The organism is Olleya sp. KJ81-1 (assembly GCF_055808135.1).
On sequence record NZ_CM147854.1, the window covers coordinates 446,428 to 465,643 of the forward strand.

Consider the following 19,216-nt stretch of genomic DNA (forward strand, 5'->3'; position numbering starts at 1 on the left):
ATTGTGAGTGTTTTTTTTATTTAAAATCCTCAGGAGTTTTATCACGATGTTTCCATCGTTTATGTGTCCATAAATAATATTGAGGTGCTTCGTGTATTTGTTTTTCTACTAATTTAAAAAAAGCATCAGTAATCTCGTAGTCTTTAAAGTCGTTTGGGTTTTCAGCTAGAGTTGTAAAAGTGGTTTGGTAGTAACCTCTTTTAATTCGTTTTACAGCAAAATATACAACAGCCATATCCAATTGCTTAGCTAAAAGTTCGGCTCCTGTATGAGCAGGTACGTTAATACCCATAAATTCTAACCAATGGTGAGCTTTCCAAGGTTTTGGGCTTTGGTCAGATACAAAACCATTAATAGTTAATTCACCATTATTTTTTGCACGTAGTAAGGTGCTAAAGGTTTCTTTGGTGGTAATTAAATGAGAATTATATTTGGCTCTAATACGTTTAACTAGTTTGTCAAAATATTTATTTTCTAACTTTTTATATACTGCATAACCTTTGTGATTTACATGGTTTTGTAATATAAAAATCCATTCCCAACTTCCATAGTGCGCACACATTAACACAATACTTTTATTAGATTTACTGTATTGATTAACTTCTTCAATGTTAGGAAAAGTCATGCGTTTCATCATTTGCTTTTCTGTAATAGTTAAAGACTTAATAGCCTCTACAACCATATCACATAAGTGATGATAGAATTTTTTTCTTATGTCTTTAATTTCGTCCTCAGACTTATCAGGGAAAACTAGGTTTAAATTCTCTTTAACCGTTTTTTTTCTGTAGCCAATGATGTAATAGATTAAAAAATATAAACCATCAGAAAATGCATATAAAAGCCTAAACGGAAGTATAGAAATTAACCATAAAAAAGGATAAATTAAAATATAAGCTAATAATTGCATGAATACTTGTTAATTTTGCGAGAGCAAATATATGCTATATTTGATATAAAGTTAAACTAGACAATGGGTAATTTAAATTTAATAACTATAATAATAATTGCAGCTAATGTTATTATCTCTTACAAAGGGTTTGAAGATTATAGTTTTTTTGAAAAATATAAATTTAATGTTGGTGCTATAAAAAGAGGTGAACAGTTTAGAATATTTAGTTCTGGATTTTTACATGTTAATCCACAGCACTTGCTGTTTAACATGATTACGCTTTACTTTTTTGCTTGGTTGGTCATTGCTAGGATTGGCGAAACTAAATTTATAATCATCTATTTAGTTAGTTTAGTAGCAGGAAGTTTACTGTCTTTGGTGTTTAATAAAGACAATTACCATTACAGTGCAGTTGGAGCTAGTGGAGCAGTAATGGGTGTTATTTATTCTGCTATTTTGTTTGATCCTTGGATGGAAATTAATTTTATAATTCCAGGTTGGGTTTTTGGTATAGGATATTTATTGTATTCTATTTACGGAATGAAAAAACAGATAGGTAACATTGGCCACGATGCCCATTTTGGAGGTGCTGTAGGAGGTTACGTTACAACACTTATTATTGCACCTTGGTTGTTACAGACTGACTTGACAATGGTGTTGGTTTTAGCTATACCAATTGTAGTATTATTTGTTATGCAAAAATTAGGTAAAATTTAGTTAGTTAAAATTTCTGCAATCTTATCTTCTAAAGCTTTTCCGCGTAAGTTTTTAGCAATAATTTTTCCATCACCATCTAAAATGTATGTAGCAGGAATAGATCTTACACCATATGCTACAGCGATTGGTTCTTGCCATCCCTCTAAACTAGAGACGTGTTTCCAGGTTAATTGGTCTTGTGCAATTGCTTTTAACCAACGGTCTTCTTGTCCTTTTTTATCTAGAGATATTCCAACAATTTCTAAACCTTTGTCGTGGTATTGATTGTACATTCTAACTACATTTGGGTTTTCGCGTCTGCAAGGACCACACCAGCTAGCCCAAAATCCAATACAATTACTTTAGCGTCAACATCATTTAAAGATAGGTCTTTGCCTTCAGGAGTTTTGGATGTAAATGTTGGAGCATAATCACCAATTTCGGTACCAAAAACAAGTGGTTTTGAAGGTTCTTGTTTACAAGAAAAACTTAATGTTGCAACTAGTAAAAGTAGTATGTATGGTTTCATGATTTAAATATTTCTTACAAATATAAAATATATAAATTGAATATTTTATGTCTATTTTTGCATTATGATTTATAACGATACAATTGTAGCATTAGCAACCGCTTCAGGATCAGGAGCAGTAGCCATTATTAGGTTATCTGGTAAGGATGCTATAGCTATTGCAGACCGCAGTTTTGAGTCTGTAAAAAGTAATAAAACACTTTTAAACCAAAAAACACATACCATACATTTAGGGCATATTGTTGATGACAAGCGTACTATAGATCAAGTTTTGGTTTCGGTTTTTAAAAATCCAAACTCGTATACAGGTGAAGACGTTGTAGAGGTGTCTTGTCATGGTTCTATTTATATTCAGCAAGAAATTATTCAATTATTTTTAAGAAATGGTTGTAGAATGGCTAATGCTGGAGAGTTTACTTTACGTTCATTTTTAAATGGGAAATTAGATTTAAGTCAAGCAGAAGCTGTGGCAGATTTAATTTCTAGTGATAATGAAGCGTCACATCAAATTGCGATGCAACAAATGCGTGGTGGTTTTTCTAGCGAAATAGCTAAATTAAGAGCAGAATTAATGAATTTTGCTTCGTTAATAGAATTAGAATTAGATTTTGCAGAAGAGGATGTGGAGTTTGCAGATCGTACGCAGTTTCAGGCTTTAGTTGAAAAAATCACCTTTGTTTTAAAACGATTGATAGACAGTTTTGCTGTAGGAAATGTTATTAAAAACGGAATTCCTGTTGCTATTGTAGGAGAACCAAATGTAGGAAAGTCAACCCTTTTAAATGCGCTTTTAAATGAAGAAAGAGCAATTGTAAGCGATATTGCTGGTACAACTAGAGATACTATTGAAGACGAGTTAGTTATTGATGGTATAGGCTTTAGATTTATTGATACTGCAGGAATTAGAGAAACTAAGGATGTTGTTGAAAGTATCGGAATAAAGAAAACCTTTGAAAAAATGGAACAAGCCCAAGTGGTTGTGCTTCTATTTTCTGCAGAAGAGTTTAAAACAGAAAGTAAAAGACTTAAGGTAGAAATCGAAAAAATTAAAAATAGATTTCCATTAAAGCCACTTTTGATTATTGCCAATAAAGTTGATACTTTAAATTCGGAAGAATTAGATCGACTAAAGCTTCAGTTTGAAAATGTCCATTTACTATCCGCAAAATCTGGTCTTGGTGTAGAGGAGTTAAAAGCAAAACTTATTGGTTTTGTAAACACAGGAGCACTTCGTAATAACGAAACAATTGTTACTAATACAAGGCATTATGACTCATTATTAAAAGCTTTTGAAGAAATACAGAAAGTAAAATATGGTTTAGAGTCTGGTTTGTCTGGTGATTTATTGGCAATAGATATTAGACAAGCGCTGTACCATTTTGGCGAAATTACTGGTGAAATCACTAGTGATGATTTACTAGGTAATATTTTTGCTAATTTCTGTATTGGCAAATAAATGGCTAAAAAATACTAAAAACACAATTTCTAAAAATGACAATTAACCAACTTCCAGGAACCTATAATATAATTGGTAGTAATCAAGATGTGGAAGGTGTAACCTATAAAGGTCAATTAAGCCTGACCTTAGACCAAAACAATCGAGTAGTAGCTAAATGGTTAATTAATAATAGTCAGGAACAGTTTGGTACAGGTTTTTTTAAAGATAATATTCTTGTTATAAATTTTAATTATAAAGGAGAAGATGACGCAATTTATAAAGGTGTTGTTGTTTATAAGTGTATTACTAACGATATATTAGAGGGATTTTGGTCTGAAAAACATGGTAATCCTTTGTTTTTAGGTCAAGAACGATGCTTTAGAATAGTAACCAACAACCAATTAGTAAATTAAGTAGGTTGTTATTAGGTTAAGTTTTTATTGTTGCACTTCAAATTCGGTAATAATTTAAACACCTGTAAATCAATAATTTAAAATTATTGTTGTAGTTCGTATTTGGTGCTTGTTATCTCTTGTTTTTAGTAAGATTGCAAAAAAATATTCGTGGTTTTAAATAAATTCATTTATCTTTTAAGTGTAAATTGTTGATTTTTAATTTTTAATTAATCAATGGATTGTCATATAATGTTTTAAGAGTAACAATATGTTTTTATGAGCGATACAAACACTAAATTAGTAGAACAATTACAGCATCTATATGGATTTTCTGATAATTTTATAGAGTCGCTTCAAGATGGATTAATAATAATAACGCCTAAAGGCGAAATTGTTTTAATAAATGATGCCTTATGTCGTTTAACAGGTTATGATAAAACAGAATTGGCAGGAGCCTTATTACCTTTCCCTTTTTGGCCTCCAGAGCTACATGACGATTATAAATTGCTTTTTAATAAGCTTTCAAAAGAACATGTTAAACGAGAATTTAAAGTTATTTACATGCACAAAAACGGGAAACGCTTTCCTGTTACTGTCTTTTTTGCAAGCATTAAAAACAATCAAGATAAGGTCATAGCCTATATTGGCTTTATTCAAAATATAGAAGGTGTTGATTATAAAACATTAAATAATCAATCTGATAATCAAGAAGTTTTTAAAATTTTGAATTATAGAAAAAAATATTTAGACTTAGTACTAGAGCGAAAAATAAATCAACAATTACAAATCACTTTAAATAATATATCTGATGGATTTGTCACTTTAGACGAAGATTTATGTTACACCTACATTAATGATAAAGCAATAGAATTAATAGGTAAAAAAGGAGTGGATTTAATTGGCGAAAACATATGGAAAGCATTTCCAGAGATCATAGGACACCCTTTTTACAAAACATGTTGCAAGGCACTTGAAACCCAAACAACACAATATTTTAGAGGACATTTTAAGCCTTATGAAAAATGGTATGATTGCCGATTTTATCCAACAGCTAAAGGAGGTGTAACTATTTATTTTCTAGATATTTCTGATCAAGAAAAAACAGAAGAATTATTATCTGAAAGCAAGAACGATTTAAATGCAATAATTAATAACATTGGTGATCCATTATTTGTAAAAGATGACCAAAGCTGTTTAATTTTAGTAAATGATGCCTTTTGTAAAATGTTTGATACTAATAGGGAATTTGTAATTGGTAAAACATTAGCCGAAGACGTAACAGAACAAGAGCGAGAAGCTTTTTTAAAAGTAGATAAAGAAGTTTTAAAAACGGGAATTGAAAACATAAGTGAGGAAACCCTTACAGTTAAAAATAGTGATACTAGAACTATTTCTACAAGAAAAACAAGATATGTTGATACAAATGGAAGTAAATTTATAATTGGTACGATTAGGGATATTACTAATCGTAAAAAAACAGAAGTAGAATTAGATTTATATAGACATCAATTAGAAGAGCTTGTTAATAGTAGGACAGAAGAGATAAATATCAAAAATGCCGAATTACAACGTATGAATAAATTGTTTATTGGACGAGAATTAAAAATGAAAGAACTAAAAAACAGAATTGGTAAACTAAAAGAGGAAAACGATAACTTAACTAAATAGTGATATTTTAACTGTATTGATTCTTAATTATATATGAAGCGTACCCCATTTTATTCAATATTAAAAAAACCGTTAGTTGCTGGTTTTGTAACGTTTGCATTATTATTGTTTTTAACACAATATATAACGTTTCAAAAATATTACATCAACGAAAATAATCAGAAAAAAGAAATTACTAATCAAGTAAATTTAATTAAAGAAAAATTACAATCTTTAGTTATGTTCAGTTATTCAGCAACTAAATCTCTTGCATATATAGTAGAAAGAAACGGAATTCCTGATGATTTTGATGATATAGCTGTAGAGTTGTTAAATCGTAGTAAATATTTTGATGTTGTAGAGTTAGTAGATAGTCAAGGATTTATAACCCATGTCTATCCATTAAAAGATAATGAAGTTATTGGGTTTAATATTATAGATAGTAAGGAGGCTAGTAGTGGTGCTTTAGCAACAATTAAAAGAAACGATTTTTTTATAGCAGGACCAGTTAACCTTAAACAAGGAGGTGTTGGAATGGTCAGTCGTCAACCAATTATTATCGATTATAAATTTGCTGGGTTTTCTGCGGTGGTTACTAAATTATCAACTTTTTTTAAAGATTTAAATATAGATCCTTCCAATAATAAGCAATACATCTATCAATTATCTAGAGTAAACCAAAAGACAGGAGAAGAGGACTATTTTTTAGATAATGATGTTTCTGGTTACAAAGCGTATGCTGTGCCAATAGAGATGACATTTGGCGAGTGGAAGCTATATGTAATTCCCACAAAACACGATTTTAATACAGCAATTATTTTTGCTATCGTCGGGTTTTTATTAACACTATTAAGCAGTTTTGGCGTTTGGTACTTTGCAGGACGTTCAGAACGCATTCATAAATTAATTAACATCGAGCTTAAAAAGCAGAAGTCACAATTAACTAAAGTTTATCAAACTAGTAGGAAACAAATTAAAAAAAGTGAGTCTAACCTAAATAAAGCCCAACGTATAGCCAAACTAGGTAATTGGGAGCTTTGCCTAGAATCTAGCAAGCTTACTTGGTCTAAACAAATGTTTAGAATTTTTAAAAAAATCCAAAACACTTTAAAGTTTCACATCAAGCAATGTTGGATATTATACATCCAGAAGACAGGGATTTTGTGTCCAAAACATATTCTGACTCACTAATAAATAAAGTACCATATCGTATCACTTACCGCTTAAAATTAGAGGACGATCAAATTAAATATATAGATGAACAATGCGAAACTATTTTTGATGAAAACCAAGTTGCCGAAAAATCGTTTGGAATAATTCAAGATGTCACAGCGCGAATAAAAAATGAAGAAGTGCTTAAAAAACGCGAACTACTTTATCGTAGTTTAACCTCAAACGCTCCAATTGCAATATTTAACATAAATCATAAAGGCGAGTGTACCTATGTAAACGAACATTGGATTAAATTATCAGGTATTAGTTTTGAAGACGCTATGGGTCAAGGTTGGTTAGAAGCTTTTCATCCAGAGGATAAAAAAAAGGTGATTGCAGAATGGGAAAAGGCAATGTCAACAAATATCAAATTTAAAACAGATCTTAGATTTAAAGATAATACAGGTAAAATCACATTTTTGACCGTAAAGGCTACAAAGCTTTTAGATGAAGAAAATAATGTTTTTGGATATATTGGTATAGCCTCAGACATTACAGAAAGAATAAATAATGAGAAAGAATTATTAAAATATAAAAACAATTTAGAAGAGTTAGTTAACGTCAGGACAGAAGAGCTTAATGACAGTAAAGATGCTTTACTAAACCTTCTTGAGGATCTAAATTTTCAATCCTTAGAGTTAGAAAAAGAAAAAGCTAAAGCACAATCTGCAGATTTAATGAAATCCGCATTTTTAGCCACAATGTCGCATGAGTTAAGGACACCAATGAACTCTATTATAGGATTTACAGGTATTTTACTAAAAGAGTTAGCTGGTCCATTAAATCCAGAACAAAAAAAGCAAATTAAAATGGTTAAAAATAGTGGAGAGCATCTACTAGGTTTAATTAACGATATTTTAGATATTTCTAAAATTGAAGCAGGTAAATTAAAAGTGACTTATAATAATTTTGATTACTTAGCTTCATTAGAAAATACAATTAACTTTTTACAGCCTCAAGCTTCAGCAAAAGGAATTACTATTTTACCTCAAATTTCAACCTTAGATATCGTTTTAAATAGTGATGAGGTCAGAGTGGAACAAGTATTATTAAACCTAATGTCTAACGCTATAAAGTTTTCAAAAAAAGGAACCATAACAGTTAAAGTAGATATAAAAGACAATAATCTTATTACACAAGTTATCGATCAAGGTATTGGAATACATAAAAATGACATCAAAAAACTGTTTGTGCCATTTACTCAGTTAGAAGGTGGTTTGGATAGACACCATGAAGGCACAGGTCTGGGTTTATCAATTAGTAAAAACTTAATTGAAAAACTAGGAGGTACAATATCTGTAGAAAGCACCTTAGGAGAAGGTAGTAATTTCACCTTTTCACTACCATTAATGCCTTCTGGTAGTAAATAATACTGTCAAAAATTATTTTAAATACTAAAAAATAATATATTTATAAAGCTATTACCATTCTTAATCATCAAAGCCCATGATGCCTACTATTTTAATAATTGAAGATAACAAGCAAAACATGTATATGTTATCTTATTTACTTGAAAAAAATCAATACCAAGTCTTAAAAGCTTACAATGGATCTGAAGGATTAAAATTAGCAAACATAAATAATCCAGAAATAATATTGGTAGACATACAGTTGCCAGACATGGATGGTTATGCAATATGTGAGCAGCTAAGAAATAGTGATTTACCAAAAAATACCACAATCATAGCAGTAACCTCATATGCAATGGAAGGTGATAAAGAAAAAGCGATGCAAGTAGGAGCGGATGGTTATATAGAAAAACCCATAAATCCAGATACATTTATAAAACAAATGCAAGAAATGTATCTTGCAAAAAAACAGAAATAAATAGGTATGAAAACAATTTTGATAGTAGATGATGTTTTTGAAAATCTATATTTATTAAGGGTAATTCTTATACAAGCAGGATATAATGTGGTAGAAGCTAATGACGGTAAAGAAGCATTAGATAAATTAACCGAAAATAGGATAGACTTAATAATTTCGGACATATTAATGCCAGTAATGGATGGTTACATGTTTTGTCAAGCTTGTAAAAAAGATGAAAAATTAAAAGATATCCCATTTGTATTTTATACCTCTACGTATACTGAAAAGGTAGATGAAGACTTTGCATTAAAATTAGGTGCAGCACGCTTTTTAAGAAAACCAACAGATCCAGACCACATAATAGCTTTAATAAAAAGACTATTGGATACGTCAAACCCAAAAAATAAAGCAAAAAATAATACCGAGTTTACAGAAGAAGAAGTTTTAAAACTATATAGCAAACGACTAATAAGTAAATTAGAACAAAAAAATTTAGAATTAGAAAAAGAAATAACTGAGCGTAACAAAATAGAGTTAAAACTAACTAATGAAAACGCAATATTAGATTTAATTGCCAATAACACCTCAATTAAAAAGGTGTTTAATCACATTATACATAACTACCAATCCTTACGTCCAGAATTTTATTTATCCATTAGTTTACTTGAAGATGATAAGGAGCATTTAAGGCTAATTTCTGCACCAAACTTGCCAAAAGACTACTGTGCTACGATTAAAAATTTAAAAATTGGCGAGAATGTTGGATCTTGTGGTACGTCTGCATATTTAAAAAAGCCCATTATAGTATCAGATATTACTACAGACCCACTTTGGAAAGACTACCAACACTTAACAGTTGGTTTTGATTTAAAATCGTGTTGGTCAATTCCAATACTTTCTGAGAAAAATGAGGTTTTTGGTACCTTTGCAATTTATAGTAGCAGTGTAAAAACTCCGACTTTTGAAAACATAAGAGAATTAAACTCTGCAGTAAGCTTAGCAAAAATGGCTATCGTAAAGTTTAAAATGGCTGAAGAAGTAAAGAAAAAAGAAGAGTCTTATGAGTCTTTAGTAGAGCAAGCCACAGATGCAATCCTGACCTATACCTATGATGGTGTTATTCATAACTTTAATGAGACAACCTACACAACATTAGGGTATACTAAAAAAGAGTTTTTAAAATTAAAAATTCAAGATTTTATTATTGGAGATGTTATTCAAAATGATATTGTAAGAGACGCAATACTTAAAGGCGAAGCTATTATTTTTGATAGACAACTAATGTGTAAAGATCAAACAATAATAGATGTTGAGATTTCTGCAAAACTTCAAAAAGATGGCAAAGTTCTAGCTATAGTTCGTGATGTCTCTGAACGTAAAAAAGCAGAAGCCAAATTATTAGAAAGCGAATATAATTTAAAGCAATCTCAAATAGTTGCTAATTTGGGGTCGTATGTTGTTGACTTAACAACAATGACTTGGGAAGGCACTGAGGTTTTGTATCAAATTATAGGCATTGATGAGTCCTATATTAAAACAATAGACAGTTGGGTTGATCTAATTCATACTGAAGATAAAGTAGAAGTGTTAAACTATTTTGATAGCTGTGTAAAAAACAATACACGATTTAATAAGGAGTATCGCCTTATCCAATTTAATTCCAAAAAGGAAATTTGGGTACAAGGTATAGGTGAATTGTTATTTGATGACGATTCCAACCCTATCAAAATGATAGGGACCATGCAAGATATTACTGAGCGTAAAGCAGTAGAATTAAAACTTCAGAAAAATGAAAAATCATTACTAGAAGCTCAAAAAATAGCAAAAATTGGAAGTTACTATTTAGATTTAGAAACCAGTTTAGCTCATGCCTCAATAACCTTTAAAGAGATTGCTGGTTTAGAGCAAGAGTATACCATTTCTCGAAAATTATGGAAGGATATCACACACCCAGAAGATGCTCAAAAAAATAGTGCTGAGATTGAAAAATGTATAAGAACAGGACAAGAGTTTGATTTGGAATATAGGATTTATTCTAAAACCGATAATAAATTAAAATGGATACACGGTTTAGGAGAAGTGTCTTATCATAACGGTAAAGCAAAAAGCTTTTTTGGAACCATCCAAGATATAACAGAGCGTAAAACAGCCGAAATCAAAATTCAAGAAAGTGAACAATCACTATCAACAGCTCAAAAAATAGCCAAAATAGGAAGTTTTAACCTTGACTTAATAAACTTAATCGCTAAAACTTCGGATACTTTTAATGAAATAGTTGAATATGAAACGGACAAAAAAATATCATTTGATTTTTGGAAAAATATAGTGCATCCTGATGACAGAGCAATAATAAAAGACGCAGTAATAGAAAGTGAAAAATTAAATAAAAAGTTTGATTTAGAGTATAGAATTATTAGTACCAAATCTAAACAAGTTAAATGGATTCATGGTTTGGGAGAAATTTTTTACGTGGATGATATTCCATCAAGCTTTGTTGGAACAATCCAAGATATAACCGACCGTAAAAAAGCAGAAATAGATTTAAAAATAGCAAACGATTTTACTGAAAGTCTTGTAATGTCAATGCAAGAAGGTTTGCTAATGGTTAATCTTGATGGTACTATCATGAAGGTTAATGAGTCATTATGTGATCTATTAGGATATGCCGAAGCGGAACTTCTTGGCATGGATTTACCTTATCCTTTCGCAAGGTCAGAGGATTATGAGCTCATGATGGAGATTAAAGGTAAAGTAGCTAAAGGCGAAGCACCTTCATTTCAACTAGAATTTATTAGAAAAAATGGAACCAGATTTATAGCGTCGTTTTTAGCAGGTATTATTTATAATAACCAAAATGAAGTTATTGCAATATTTGCTACTATAAAAGACATCTCTGAAGACCTAAAAATAAAAGAAACTTTAAAACAAATCGCTTTAAAATCCACGCAGAAAAAAGATGTTATATTAAAATTAGCAAGTCTTATTGGTGAAGATTTAGAGGCATCCTTAAAAAAGATTGCTATTACATCTGCAGAAGCTTTGCAAGCAGATTTAGTAACCATTTGGAAGTATAAAACAGATAAAACAGAGTTAGTCAGTAAATTGTTTTACAATGCAGAAGATAAAATATTTGATAGTGAAGGTTTATTAATTAAAAAAGAAAGTTTCCCCAATTACTTTAAAGCTTTTGAAGACAAAACTAGTATTAATATTAGCAATGTAGGAGCTAATCCTATTACAAAAGCTTTTGCTAAACAATTTTTTGAGCCTCTTAATATTTCTTCAAGAATTGATGTTGTAATTTATGGTCAGAATGAACATTACGGTATTTTAAGTTTTGAAACTAAAGCCACTAATAGAACCTTTAATGCAGACGAAGAGAGTTTTGTAACGTCCATTGCTAGTATAATTTCTTTAATGGTAGAAAGTACGGAACGTAAAATTGCTGAAAATAAAATAGCTCTAGCCAATGAAAAACTATTAGAAGTTAATAAAGAGTTAAACGTTTTAAGAAACCAATTAGAGCAAGAAAACGTCTATTTACGTAACGAGCTTGACCTGGTTTTTAACTTTGAAGAAATGGTTTATGGTAGTGTAGAATTTAGTAATGTGTTAAACGAAATAGAAAAAGTCGCACCTACTAATGCTACAGTATTATTATTAGGAGAATCTGGTACAGGTAAAGAGTTGTTGGCTAGAGCTGTACATAATATAAGTAACAGAAACAGCAAGCCATTAATTAAAGTTAATTGTTCTGCAATACCAAGAGAGTTAATTGAAAGCGAATTGTTTGGTCACAAAAAAGGGTCGTTTACTGGAGCCTTTAGTGACAAAATTGGTAAGTTTGAACTTGCGGATGGTGGTACATTATTTTTAGATGAAATTGGAGAACTACCATTAGACATGCAACCTAAAATTTTAAGATTTTTACAAGAAGGAGAAATTGAAGTCGTTGGTGGATTGGGTTCTAAAAAATTAGATGTACGCGTTATTGCAGCAACCAATAGAAACTTATTAGCAGAGATAGAGAAAAAGCAATTTAGAGAAGATTTATACTTTAGATTAAATGTATTTCCAATTGCGGTTCCAGCCTTAAGAGATCGTAAGGATGATATTCCATTGTTAGTAGAGCATTTTGTAGATAAATTTGGTAAAACTTATGAAAAACAGATCAAATATATATCTGATGATGCGATGTCTCAACTTAAAGCTTACAATTGGCCTGGAAATATTAGAGAGCTTGAAAACTTAATTGAGCGTGCATTAATACTATCTAACAGCGATACTTTAATTATTCCTGGTTTTGAAACCACTAATCAAAAATCTAAGCAACGCATTAACAGTGTAGACCTAAATTTAGATACAGTTTTACGCAATCATATCTTACAAGTCTTAGAAGATTGTAAATGGAAAATTAGTGGATCTAACAGTGCTTCTGAAGCATTAGGATTAAAACCTAGCACATTACGCGATAAAATGAACAAATTAGGGATAGTTAAGCCTAATTAAAATTAACGGTATTCCGTGAGTTGCCTGTTTACACAAAAGTAAAACACGGAATACCGACACTTTATTTATTAGTAATAAATCTTTGAAAAATTATAAAACACTGTAAATCAGTGTTTTGTAATTTTTTTGCTCAAATATTATTTGTGGCATCCGTATTGGTTTAAACTTTACAAATCAATAGTTATGGAGGGTGATAAATTAATTGAAAATTTCAAGTTTTGGGTAGATCAAGATGTGATCTATTGCCAAATTTTGAATGATTTAACTGATTTAGATGATAATAAAATAAAAGATATCGAGCACATTTTTTTAAATAAAATATTTATGCTTTCTAAAGATGTGCACATGCCAATTTTAATTGACCTAAAAGAGTTAAATTTTTCAAACGCTATTAAGGTATTTACGTTTTTATCAAAAAATACATTAATTAAATCTTTAGTGTTGTCTAAAACATTTTTAGTTAACTCCTTTAAACTAAAAATGCTATTAAACATTCAAAGTTTTATTTGTAATCCTGCACTTCCTGATGTAATTTTTAAATGTAATAAGTCGGCAATACAGTATTGCATAGAGGATAACCGAACGTATAACTCATTAAACTAAAAATAACATGAAAAACATCCAAACAGTAGGACATGCAAAATTTTGGAAAGATGATAATAATATTATAAATCTTAAATTTAATAGTATTGAGGACTATTACATTTTTGATTTAACTGCAGCTAAAAAATATGTAAGCGTAATAAAGGACCTGTGTAACGGTAGACCAATGTCTTTTATAATAGACTTAAGAGGGTTTCATGGCACATTCTCTACAGAGGCTGCAAACTTTATAGCTAAATCTAGTGACTTAATTAAATTAAGAATTTCTGAAGCATTTATATTAAATTCAATAGGAACCAAATTATTAATAGCTTCTTATAAAAGAATATACGATCCCTTAACACCACACATAACTTGTAATGATATTGAGACAGCAACGCAATATTGTATTGAAAATATTGAATTATACGATAAAGATAGCTGATGTAAAACAAACTAACAATAACTAACTATTTTTTACTAATCCCTTACTAATCCCCAAACCTACTACTTATGAGAAAAAAATATGTTCTATCTCATTGTCTAATTATTTTTAACCTACTATGTGTTTATTCGCAAATTGTAAACGAAGGTGTTTTGCAAATTTCGAATGCAACAGATGTGTATTTTGAAAATGAATATACAAACAAAGTTAGTGCTACGCTAAGTACTAACGGTAACCTATACCTAAACAATAGTTTTATAAATAATGGAGTAACAACGTCCACTTCAGGGACAACCTATTTTAAAAGCAATACAAACCCATTATTAAGTATTTCTGGATCTTCAAATACAATCAACTTTAATAATCTAGAAGTAGATATTACAGCTGCAAATACTAAAGGATTGTCTGTTTCGGATGGATTTTTATTAAACATTTCTAATGGACTAAATTTGGTAAATGGTGATGTAAGACTAAATGGAGAGTCGCAATTAATACAATCGCACGTTGGATTAGACGCTAATGCAGTTTCCTCAGGAAAAATATTAGTGGATCAACAAGGGTATGCTTCGGCTTATAAATATAATTATTGGACGTCACCTATTAATAATGGCGGAACGTTTTCATTATTATCAGGTATGTATGATGGCACAGATGCTAACATTAATCCTTTTGCACCTTCACAAATAGCATTTATTTCTGGTTCTCCTTATAACGGTTTACCTGCAATCACTGATGTTTCAGGAGAAGTAACAACTCCATTATCCTTAAGTACAATGTGGTTATACAAGTACATACAAGGATCTGGATCTTATTATGACTGGGTAGCGTTAGATCAAAACAGTGCATTAAATCCAGGAGAGGGTTTCTCCATGAAAGGTTCTGGAGCTTCAGGAGCTGATCAAAATTACGTGTTTTATGGTGCGCCTAATAATGGAGAGTATACATTTTCTATTAATGCAGGAGAGGAGTCTTTAATAGGTAATCCATATCCATCTGCTTTAGATACAAATAAGTTTATTTTGGATAACGCTACGGTATTTGATGCATTATACTTTTGGGTTGATGGTGGATCAACATCACATATTTTATCTAATTATTTAGGTGGTTATGCTATTAGAAATTTAACAGGAGGAACTCCACCTTCAGTGTTTTCTACTTTAATAGGAGGATTGGGTTCTGCAGGAAGTATAACTGTGCCAAAAAGATATGCACCAATTGGTCAAGGCTTTTTTATTAAAGCATACGCGTCAGGATCTATAGTGTTTAATAACTCTCAAAGGGACTTTAAAAAAGAGTCAGAAGGAGAGGCTATTTTTTATAGAAATCAAATTGATCAAACAGAAAATCAAGATCAATTTATACGATTAGGTTATGAAGATCCAGAAGGGTTTCATAGGCAATTACTTCTTGGTTTTTTACCAAATTCTACTGCAGATGTAAATTATAATCCAGGTTATGATGCATTACTTAAAATATGCAGAGATGATGAAATGTTTTTTGTAATTGAACAAGATTTAGATAAAAAATATGCAATTCAAGGGGTTGATGCTTTTAGCGATACTATGGAGTTTCCTTTAGGCATATTAATATCAGAAACAGGATTACATCAAATAATGATTGATGAGGTTGAAAATTTTCAACACACGATTTACTTAAAAGATAATATTCTAAATACAACACATAATTTATCTGATGCTAATTTTAATGTAAACCTGCCTATTGGTAATCACTTAGACAGATACTCTTTAGTATTTGTGCCTGAAAACTCATTATCAACAACGGATCAGACGTTGTCTAATCTTACGGTGTTTTATGATGGAAACAAAAATGTAGTAGTTAATAATAAGGACAGAATGCAACTTAAAAACATAGCGATATACAATGTTTTAGGGCAAGAAATTTTAAGGTTAAATGATAATATAAATAATTCCAACAGAGTGCAAATTCCTTTTAATCAAAGCCAAGGAATATATTTTGTAAAGGTTGTAACAACAACAGGTGAATTAACTCAAAAAATAATAAACTACTAATTATGAGTATATTAAAACTAAAAATCAGTATAGTGCTAATAGTAGTTTTTATTAGTGTAAATTTTCAGGCAGTAGCTCAAGTTGGGATCGGAACATTATCTCCGGATGCATCTGCTATGTTAGAGGTAAACTCAACAGAAAAAGGGATGTTAGCACCTAGAATGACCTCTGCGCAACGTATAGCAATTTCTAATCCAGCGGAAGGATTGTTAGTGTTTGATACAGATATTAATGTGTTTTACTTTTATGATGGCAATGTTTGGACAGCTTTAAAAGCAGAAATCAAACGTAGTAACTATAAGTTAGTTAAAGACATTACAGACTTAGCAGATGAATTAGTCTCAGGTGGAGGATCAAAATATGTATTAAACGAAAACTACTTGTACGAAATAAACGGAAATATCAACTTTGATTTTCCAGTCGATTTAAATGGTGCTTACGTTAGCGGTCGTGATACAGGTGAAGATGCATTAGTAAATAATTCTGGAGCAACTTTTTTTAGTGGCTCAAAAGGTGGACATTTTAAAGATATTGTCATTCGTGGTAATAACCAGCAAGTCTTTAATATTTCAGGATCTGGAACAGAAAATCTAATAGCCTACAGCTTAGTAATAGTAGGTGCTTCATCTGTGGGAACATTCAACAATTTAAATACTTTTTACTTTGAAGTTTTACAAGTATTAGGGACTGGAGATGGTATATCAGCTTCAAATATTTCTAATTATTATATGGATAAAGTCTTTTGGACAGACGGAAATAGTGGAACATTTTTGAAGTTTTCAGGTATATTTAGTAACTTACAAATAGCCAATGGTCGCGTAGTGGTAGATTCTGGTGAAACAGGAATAGATGTAAGCAGTAACCCAACTATTAATATTTCTGCATCTATTGCACAAGTAAGTTTTACAGGAGGTGGTAGTAGGTTAAAAGGCTACACAGAAAACACGTACGCAGGCTATAAATTTAATAGCAATTGGGATGTAGACGCAACAGGTTTACAATTAGAAACGGATGATGCCTCAATTGGAGATATACATTTAGAATCTCCTATTGGTAGTGGTTTTCAAACAGATTTTACATCAATAGGATCTGGAGTGCCAACAAAATTAGAAGGCTTATCTTATTCTAATAACTTATTTAGATTTAGTGCGCCAATCAACAATAGATTGGTTTATGATGGAGTAAAAACTAGAAGTTTTCAGATTTCTAGTAGCATTTCCTTCCAAGGTGATAATAACAGTTCCATCTATATTTTTTACATAGCAAAAAACGGAGTTGTTCAAAACGATTCAAAAGTATACAGACAAGTAGGTAGTAATAACGATGTAGGAGCTGTATCTGTTGTTGGGTCTGTAAAGTTAGATCAAGGCGATTATATAGAGGTCTGGGCCGAACGTTATTCTGGTGCAGGAAGTCTACTGTTGGTCTCTTTAAATTTAATAATTAAATAGTTCAACGCGCTACAAATTCAATAATTAAACCGATTTCATAAAATTTTAAAAACTATAAATTATGGATATTTCAAAACTAAAATTAATAACACTTACACTAGCATTATTTGCAGGTGTATCAAGTGTGGCTATTGCCCAAGTTGGTATTGGTACTGTAAACCCAGAAGTATCGTCAATGTTAGATATATCATCCACAGATAAAGGGATGTTAGCACCAAGAATGACCTCTGTGCAACGTATAGCAATTTCAAGTCCAGCTAATGGATTATTAGTATATGATACAACCGAAAATGCTTTTTATTTCTACAAATCTAGCGTTTGGTCTAAAATAGATTCAGCAAAACGAAGCATGCATAAATTAATTCAATCTGAAGCAGATTTAGCAGCAGAGCTTACAGCAGGAGGAGGATCGACTTATCTTTTATCTACAGATACGTTATACGAAATTAATGGTACAATTGCATTGTTGCATCCAATTGATTTAAATAACGCGTACATCGTTGGGTTTGATACAAACGAAGATGTATTATCTAAAGCTGGAGGAACAATGTTTGTTGGATCTACAGGAGGAAGTATCAAAGGGATTTCTTTGACAGCTCCAGGTGGTACTATTTTTAATTTATCGGGAGCAAATACACAAAATTTGATTTTTAGGGATTGTGTAGTGTATGGTTCTGGATCTATTGGTACTGTTAGTGGTTTTGGATTAGCATTTGTAAGTATTGTTCAGTTTGTTGGAAACGGAGCAGGTATCATATACAATAATATTACCAACTTATTATTAAGTAATATGGGATGGTTGTCTTCAAATTCTGGTACTTATGAAACATTTACAGGGACCTTTAATATTATTCAAAAACAAGGTGGTTTTTCAGAGGTTAATGGCTCTGCTATAGGGATTGATGTTTCTAGCAATCCTGCGGTAAGTAATGGTGTTTTAACAGGAGTTAGTTTTAGCGGTACAAGTACTCAATACATTAAGCGTTATGGCACTGGATCGTATACAGGGTTTAATTTTAATAATGCATGGACAGTTGATTGTCCTGGTATACCAGTGGAGTCAGATCAAGTAGCTTCTGGTAATATTTATTTTAATGGAGCAATTACCTCAGGATTTTTACAATCAGTATCAAATAATCTTGAATTTAATTTAAGTGGTAATGGATCTTCTAATTCAACAACAGCGGTTAATTTATTAAGAATGTCTTCTCCGCAAAATAATAGACTACAATATTTAGGTAAAAAAACAAGAACCTTTCAAGTTAGTGCTTCATTATCAGTAAGAGGTGATGGATCTATTGGAGATTATTATGGATTTTTTATTAAAAAAAATGGTGTCACGGGAACGACACTAGTAGAAACTAATACGCTTATGCGTGTAAATAACACCTCAGATATTAATAGTTTGTCTATTTCAGGAACAGTTGAGCTAGTGCCAGGTGATTATATTGAGATTTGGGGACAGCGATTAGTAGGATCTGGAAGTGATTCTATATCTGTATTTTCTTTAAACCTTAATATCAAGTAATTTATTAATAGTAGTTTTTTAGTTAAGTTAGTAAGGCCTTCTGTTAGTTTTAACAG

The 19,216-nt window shown here is 30.9% G+C and carries 16 protein-coding genes; 13 read left to right on the forward strand and 3 right to left on the reverse strand.

Going from position 1 to position 19,216, the window contains the following annotated elements; translation table 11 throughout:
* Positions 1-16 precede the first annotated feature (16 nt).
* Positions 17-907 carry a lysophospholipid acyltransferase family protein gene (locus AC0L3M_RS02125; protein ID WP_342862508.1) on the reverse strand — a complete coding sequence of 297 codons (891 nt, stop codon included), beginning with the start codon at positions 905-907 and terminating at the stop codon, positions 17-19.
* A 63-nt stretch (positions 908-970) separates the two neighbouring features.
* Here AC0L3M_RS02125 and AC0L3M_RS02130 point away from each other — a divergent pair, with 63 nt between their 5' ends.
* Complete coding sequence (locus tag AC0L3M_RS02130; RefSeq protein ID WP_145001277.1) at positions 971-1,606, forward strand: rhomboid family intramembrane serine protease; 636 nt, start codon at positions 971-973, stop codon at positions 1,604-1,606.
* On the opposite strand, the gene AC0L3M_RS02135 is transcribed toward AC0L3M_RS02130, so the two are convergent.
* Positions 1,603-1,938, reverse strand: a complete 336-nt coding sequence (locus tag AC0L3M_RS02135; RefSeq protein ID WP_473432465.1) for a peroxiredoxin family protein — start codon at positions 1,936-1,938, stop codon at positions 1,603-1,605. The genes AC0L3M_RS02130 and AC0L3M_RS02135 overlap by 4 nt on opposite strands.
* Positions 1,884-2,114: a hypothetical protein gene (locus tag AC0L3M_RS02140; RefSeq protein WP_473431657.1), complete on the reverse strand. Its 231-nt coding sequence runs from the start codon at positions 2,112-2,114 to the stop codon at positions 1,884-1,886. Before AC0L3M_RS02140 ends, AC0L3M_RS02135 begins: the two co-directional genes overlap by 55 nt.
* Positions 2,115-2,178: 64 nt before the next feature.
* On the opposite strand from AC0L3M_RS02140, the gene mnmE reads away from it, so the two are divergent.
* From mnmE to AC0L3M_RS02200, 12 genes are all read left to right on the forward strand, one after another.
* A complete protein-coding gene (gene mnmE / locus AC0L3M_RS02145) occupies positions 2,179-3,570 on the forward strand; it encodes a tRNA uridine-5-carboxymethylaminomethyl(34) synthesis GTPase MnmE (RefSeq protein WP_473431658.1) in 1,392 nt (463 codons plus the stop codon).
* A gap of 35 nt (positions 3,571-3,605) precedes the next feature.
* Positions 3,606-3,965, forward strand: coding sequence for a hypothetical protein (locus tag AC0L3M_RS02150; protein ID WP_145001313.1), 360 nt, complete (start codon positions 3,606-3,608; stop codon positions 3,963-3,965).
* A gap of 258 nt (positions 3,966-4,223) precedes the next feature.
* On the forward strand, positions 4,224-5,615 hold the full coding sequence (locus AC0L3M_RS02155; protein ID WP_473431659.1) for a PAS domain-containing protein: 1,392 nt from the start codon (positions 4,224-4,226) through the stop codon (positions 5,613-5,615).
* Positions 5,616-5,648: 33 nt separating this feature from the next.
* Entirely contained in the window at positions 5,649-6,785 is a 1,137-nt protein-coding gene (locus AC0L3M_RS02160) for a hypothetical protein (RefSeq protein ID WP_473431660.1), read from the forward strand.
* Positions 6,722-8,176: a PAS domain-containing sensor histidine kinase gene (locus AC0L3M_RS02165; protein ID WP_473431661.1), complete on the forward strand. Its 1,455-nt coding sequence runs from the start codon at positions 6,722-6,724 to the stop codon at positions 8,174-8,176. Before AC0L3M_RS02160 ends, AC0L3M_RS02165 begins: the two co-directional genes overlap by 64 nt.
* Positions 8,177-8,252: 76 nt before the next feature.
* Positions 8,253-8,633, forward strand: coding sequence for a response regulator (locus AC0L3M_RS02170; protein ID WP_473431662.1), 381 nt, complete (start codon positions 8,253-8,255; stop codon positions 8,631-8,633).
* 6 nt (positions 8,634-8,639) lie between these two features.
* Positions 8,640-13,124 (forward strand): sigma 54-interacting transcriptional regulator, encoded by a 4,485-nt coding sequence (locus tag AC0L3M_RS02175; RefSeq protein WP_473431663.1) that lies wholly within the window; start codon positions 8,640-8,642, stop codon positions 13,122-13,124.
* A gap of 183 nt (positions 13,125-13,307) precedes the next feature.
* Positions 13,308-13,727 (forward strand): hypothetical protein, encoded by a 420-nt coding sequence (locus AC0L3M_RS02180; RefSeq protein WP_473431664.1) that lies wholly within the window; start codon positions 13,308-13,310, stop codon positions 13,725-13,727.
* 7 nt (positions 13,728-13,734) lie between these two features.
* Positions 13,735-14,151: a DUF7793 family protein gene (locus AC0L3M_RS02185; protein ID WP_473431665.1), complete on the forward strand. Its 417-nt coding sequence runs from the start codon at positions 13,735-13,737 to the stop codon at positions 14,149-14,151.
* Between the two features lie 68 nt (positions 14,152-14,219).
* Positions 14,220-16,181 carry a T9SS type A sorting domain-containing protein gene (locus tag AC0L3M_RS02190; RefSeq protein ID WP_473431666.1) on the forward strand — a complete coding sequence of 654 codons (1,962 nt, stop codon included), beginning with the start codon at positions 14,220-14,222 and terminating at the stop codon, positions 16,179-16,181.
* Positions 16,182-16,183: 2 nt separating this feature from the next.
* Positions 16,184-17,632, forward strand: a complete 1,449-nt coding sequence (locus AC0L3M_RS02195; protein WP_473431667.1) for a cell wall anchor protein — start codon at positions 16,184-16,186, stop codon at positions 17,630-17,632.
* A 61-nt stretch (positions 17,633-17,693) separates the two neighbouring features.
* Complete coding sequence (locus AC0L3M_RS02200; protein WP_473431668.1) at positions 17,694-19,160, forward strand: hypothetical protein; 1,467 nt, start codon at positions 17,694-17,696, stop codon at positions 19,158-19,160.
* The last annotated feature ends 56 nt before the right edge of the window (positions 19,161-19,216 follow it).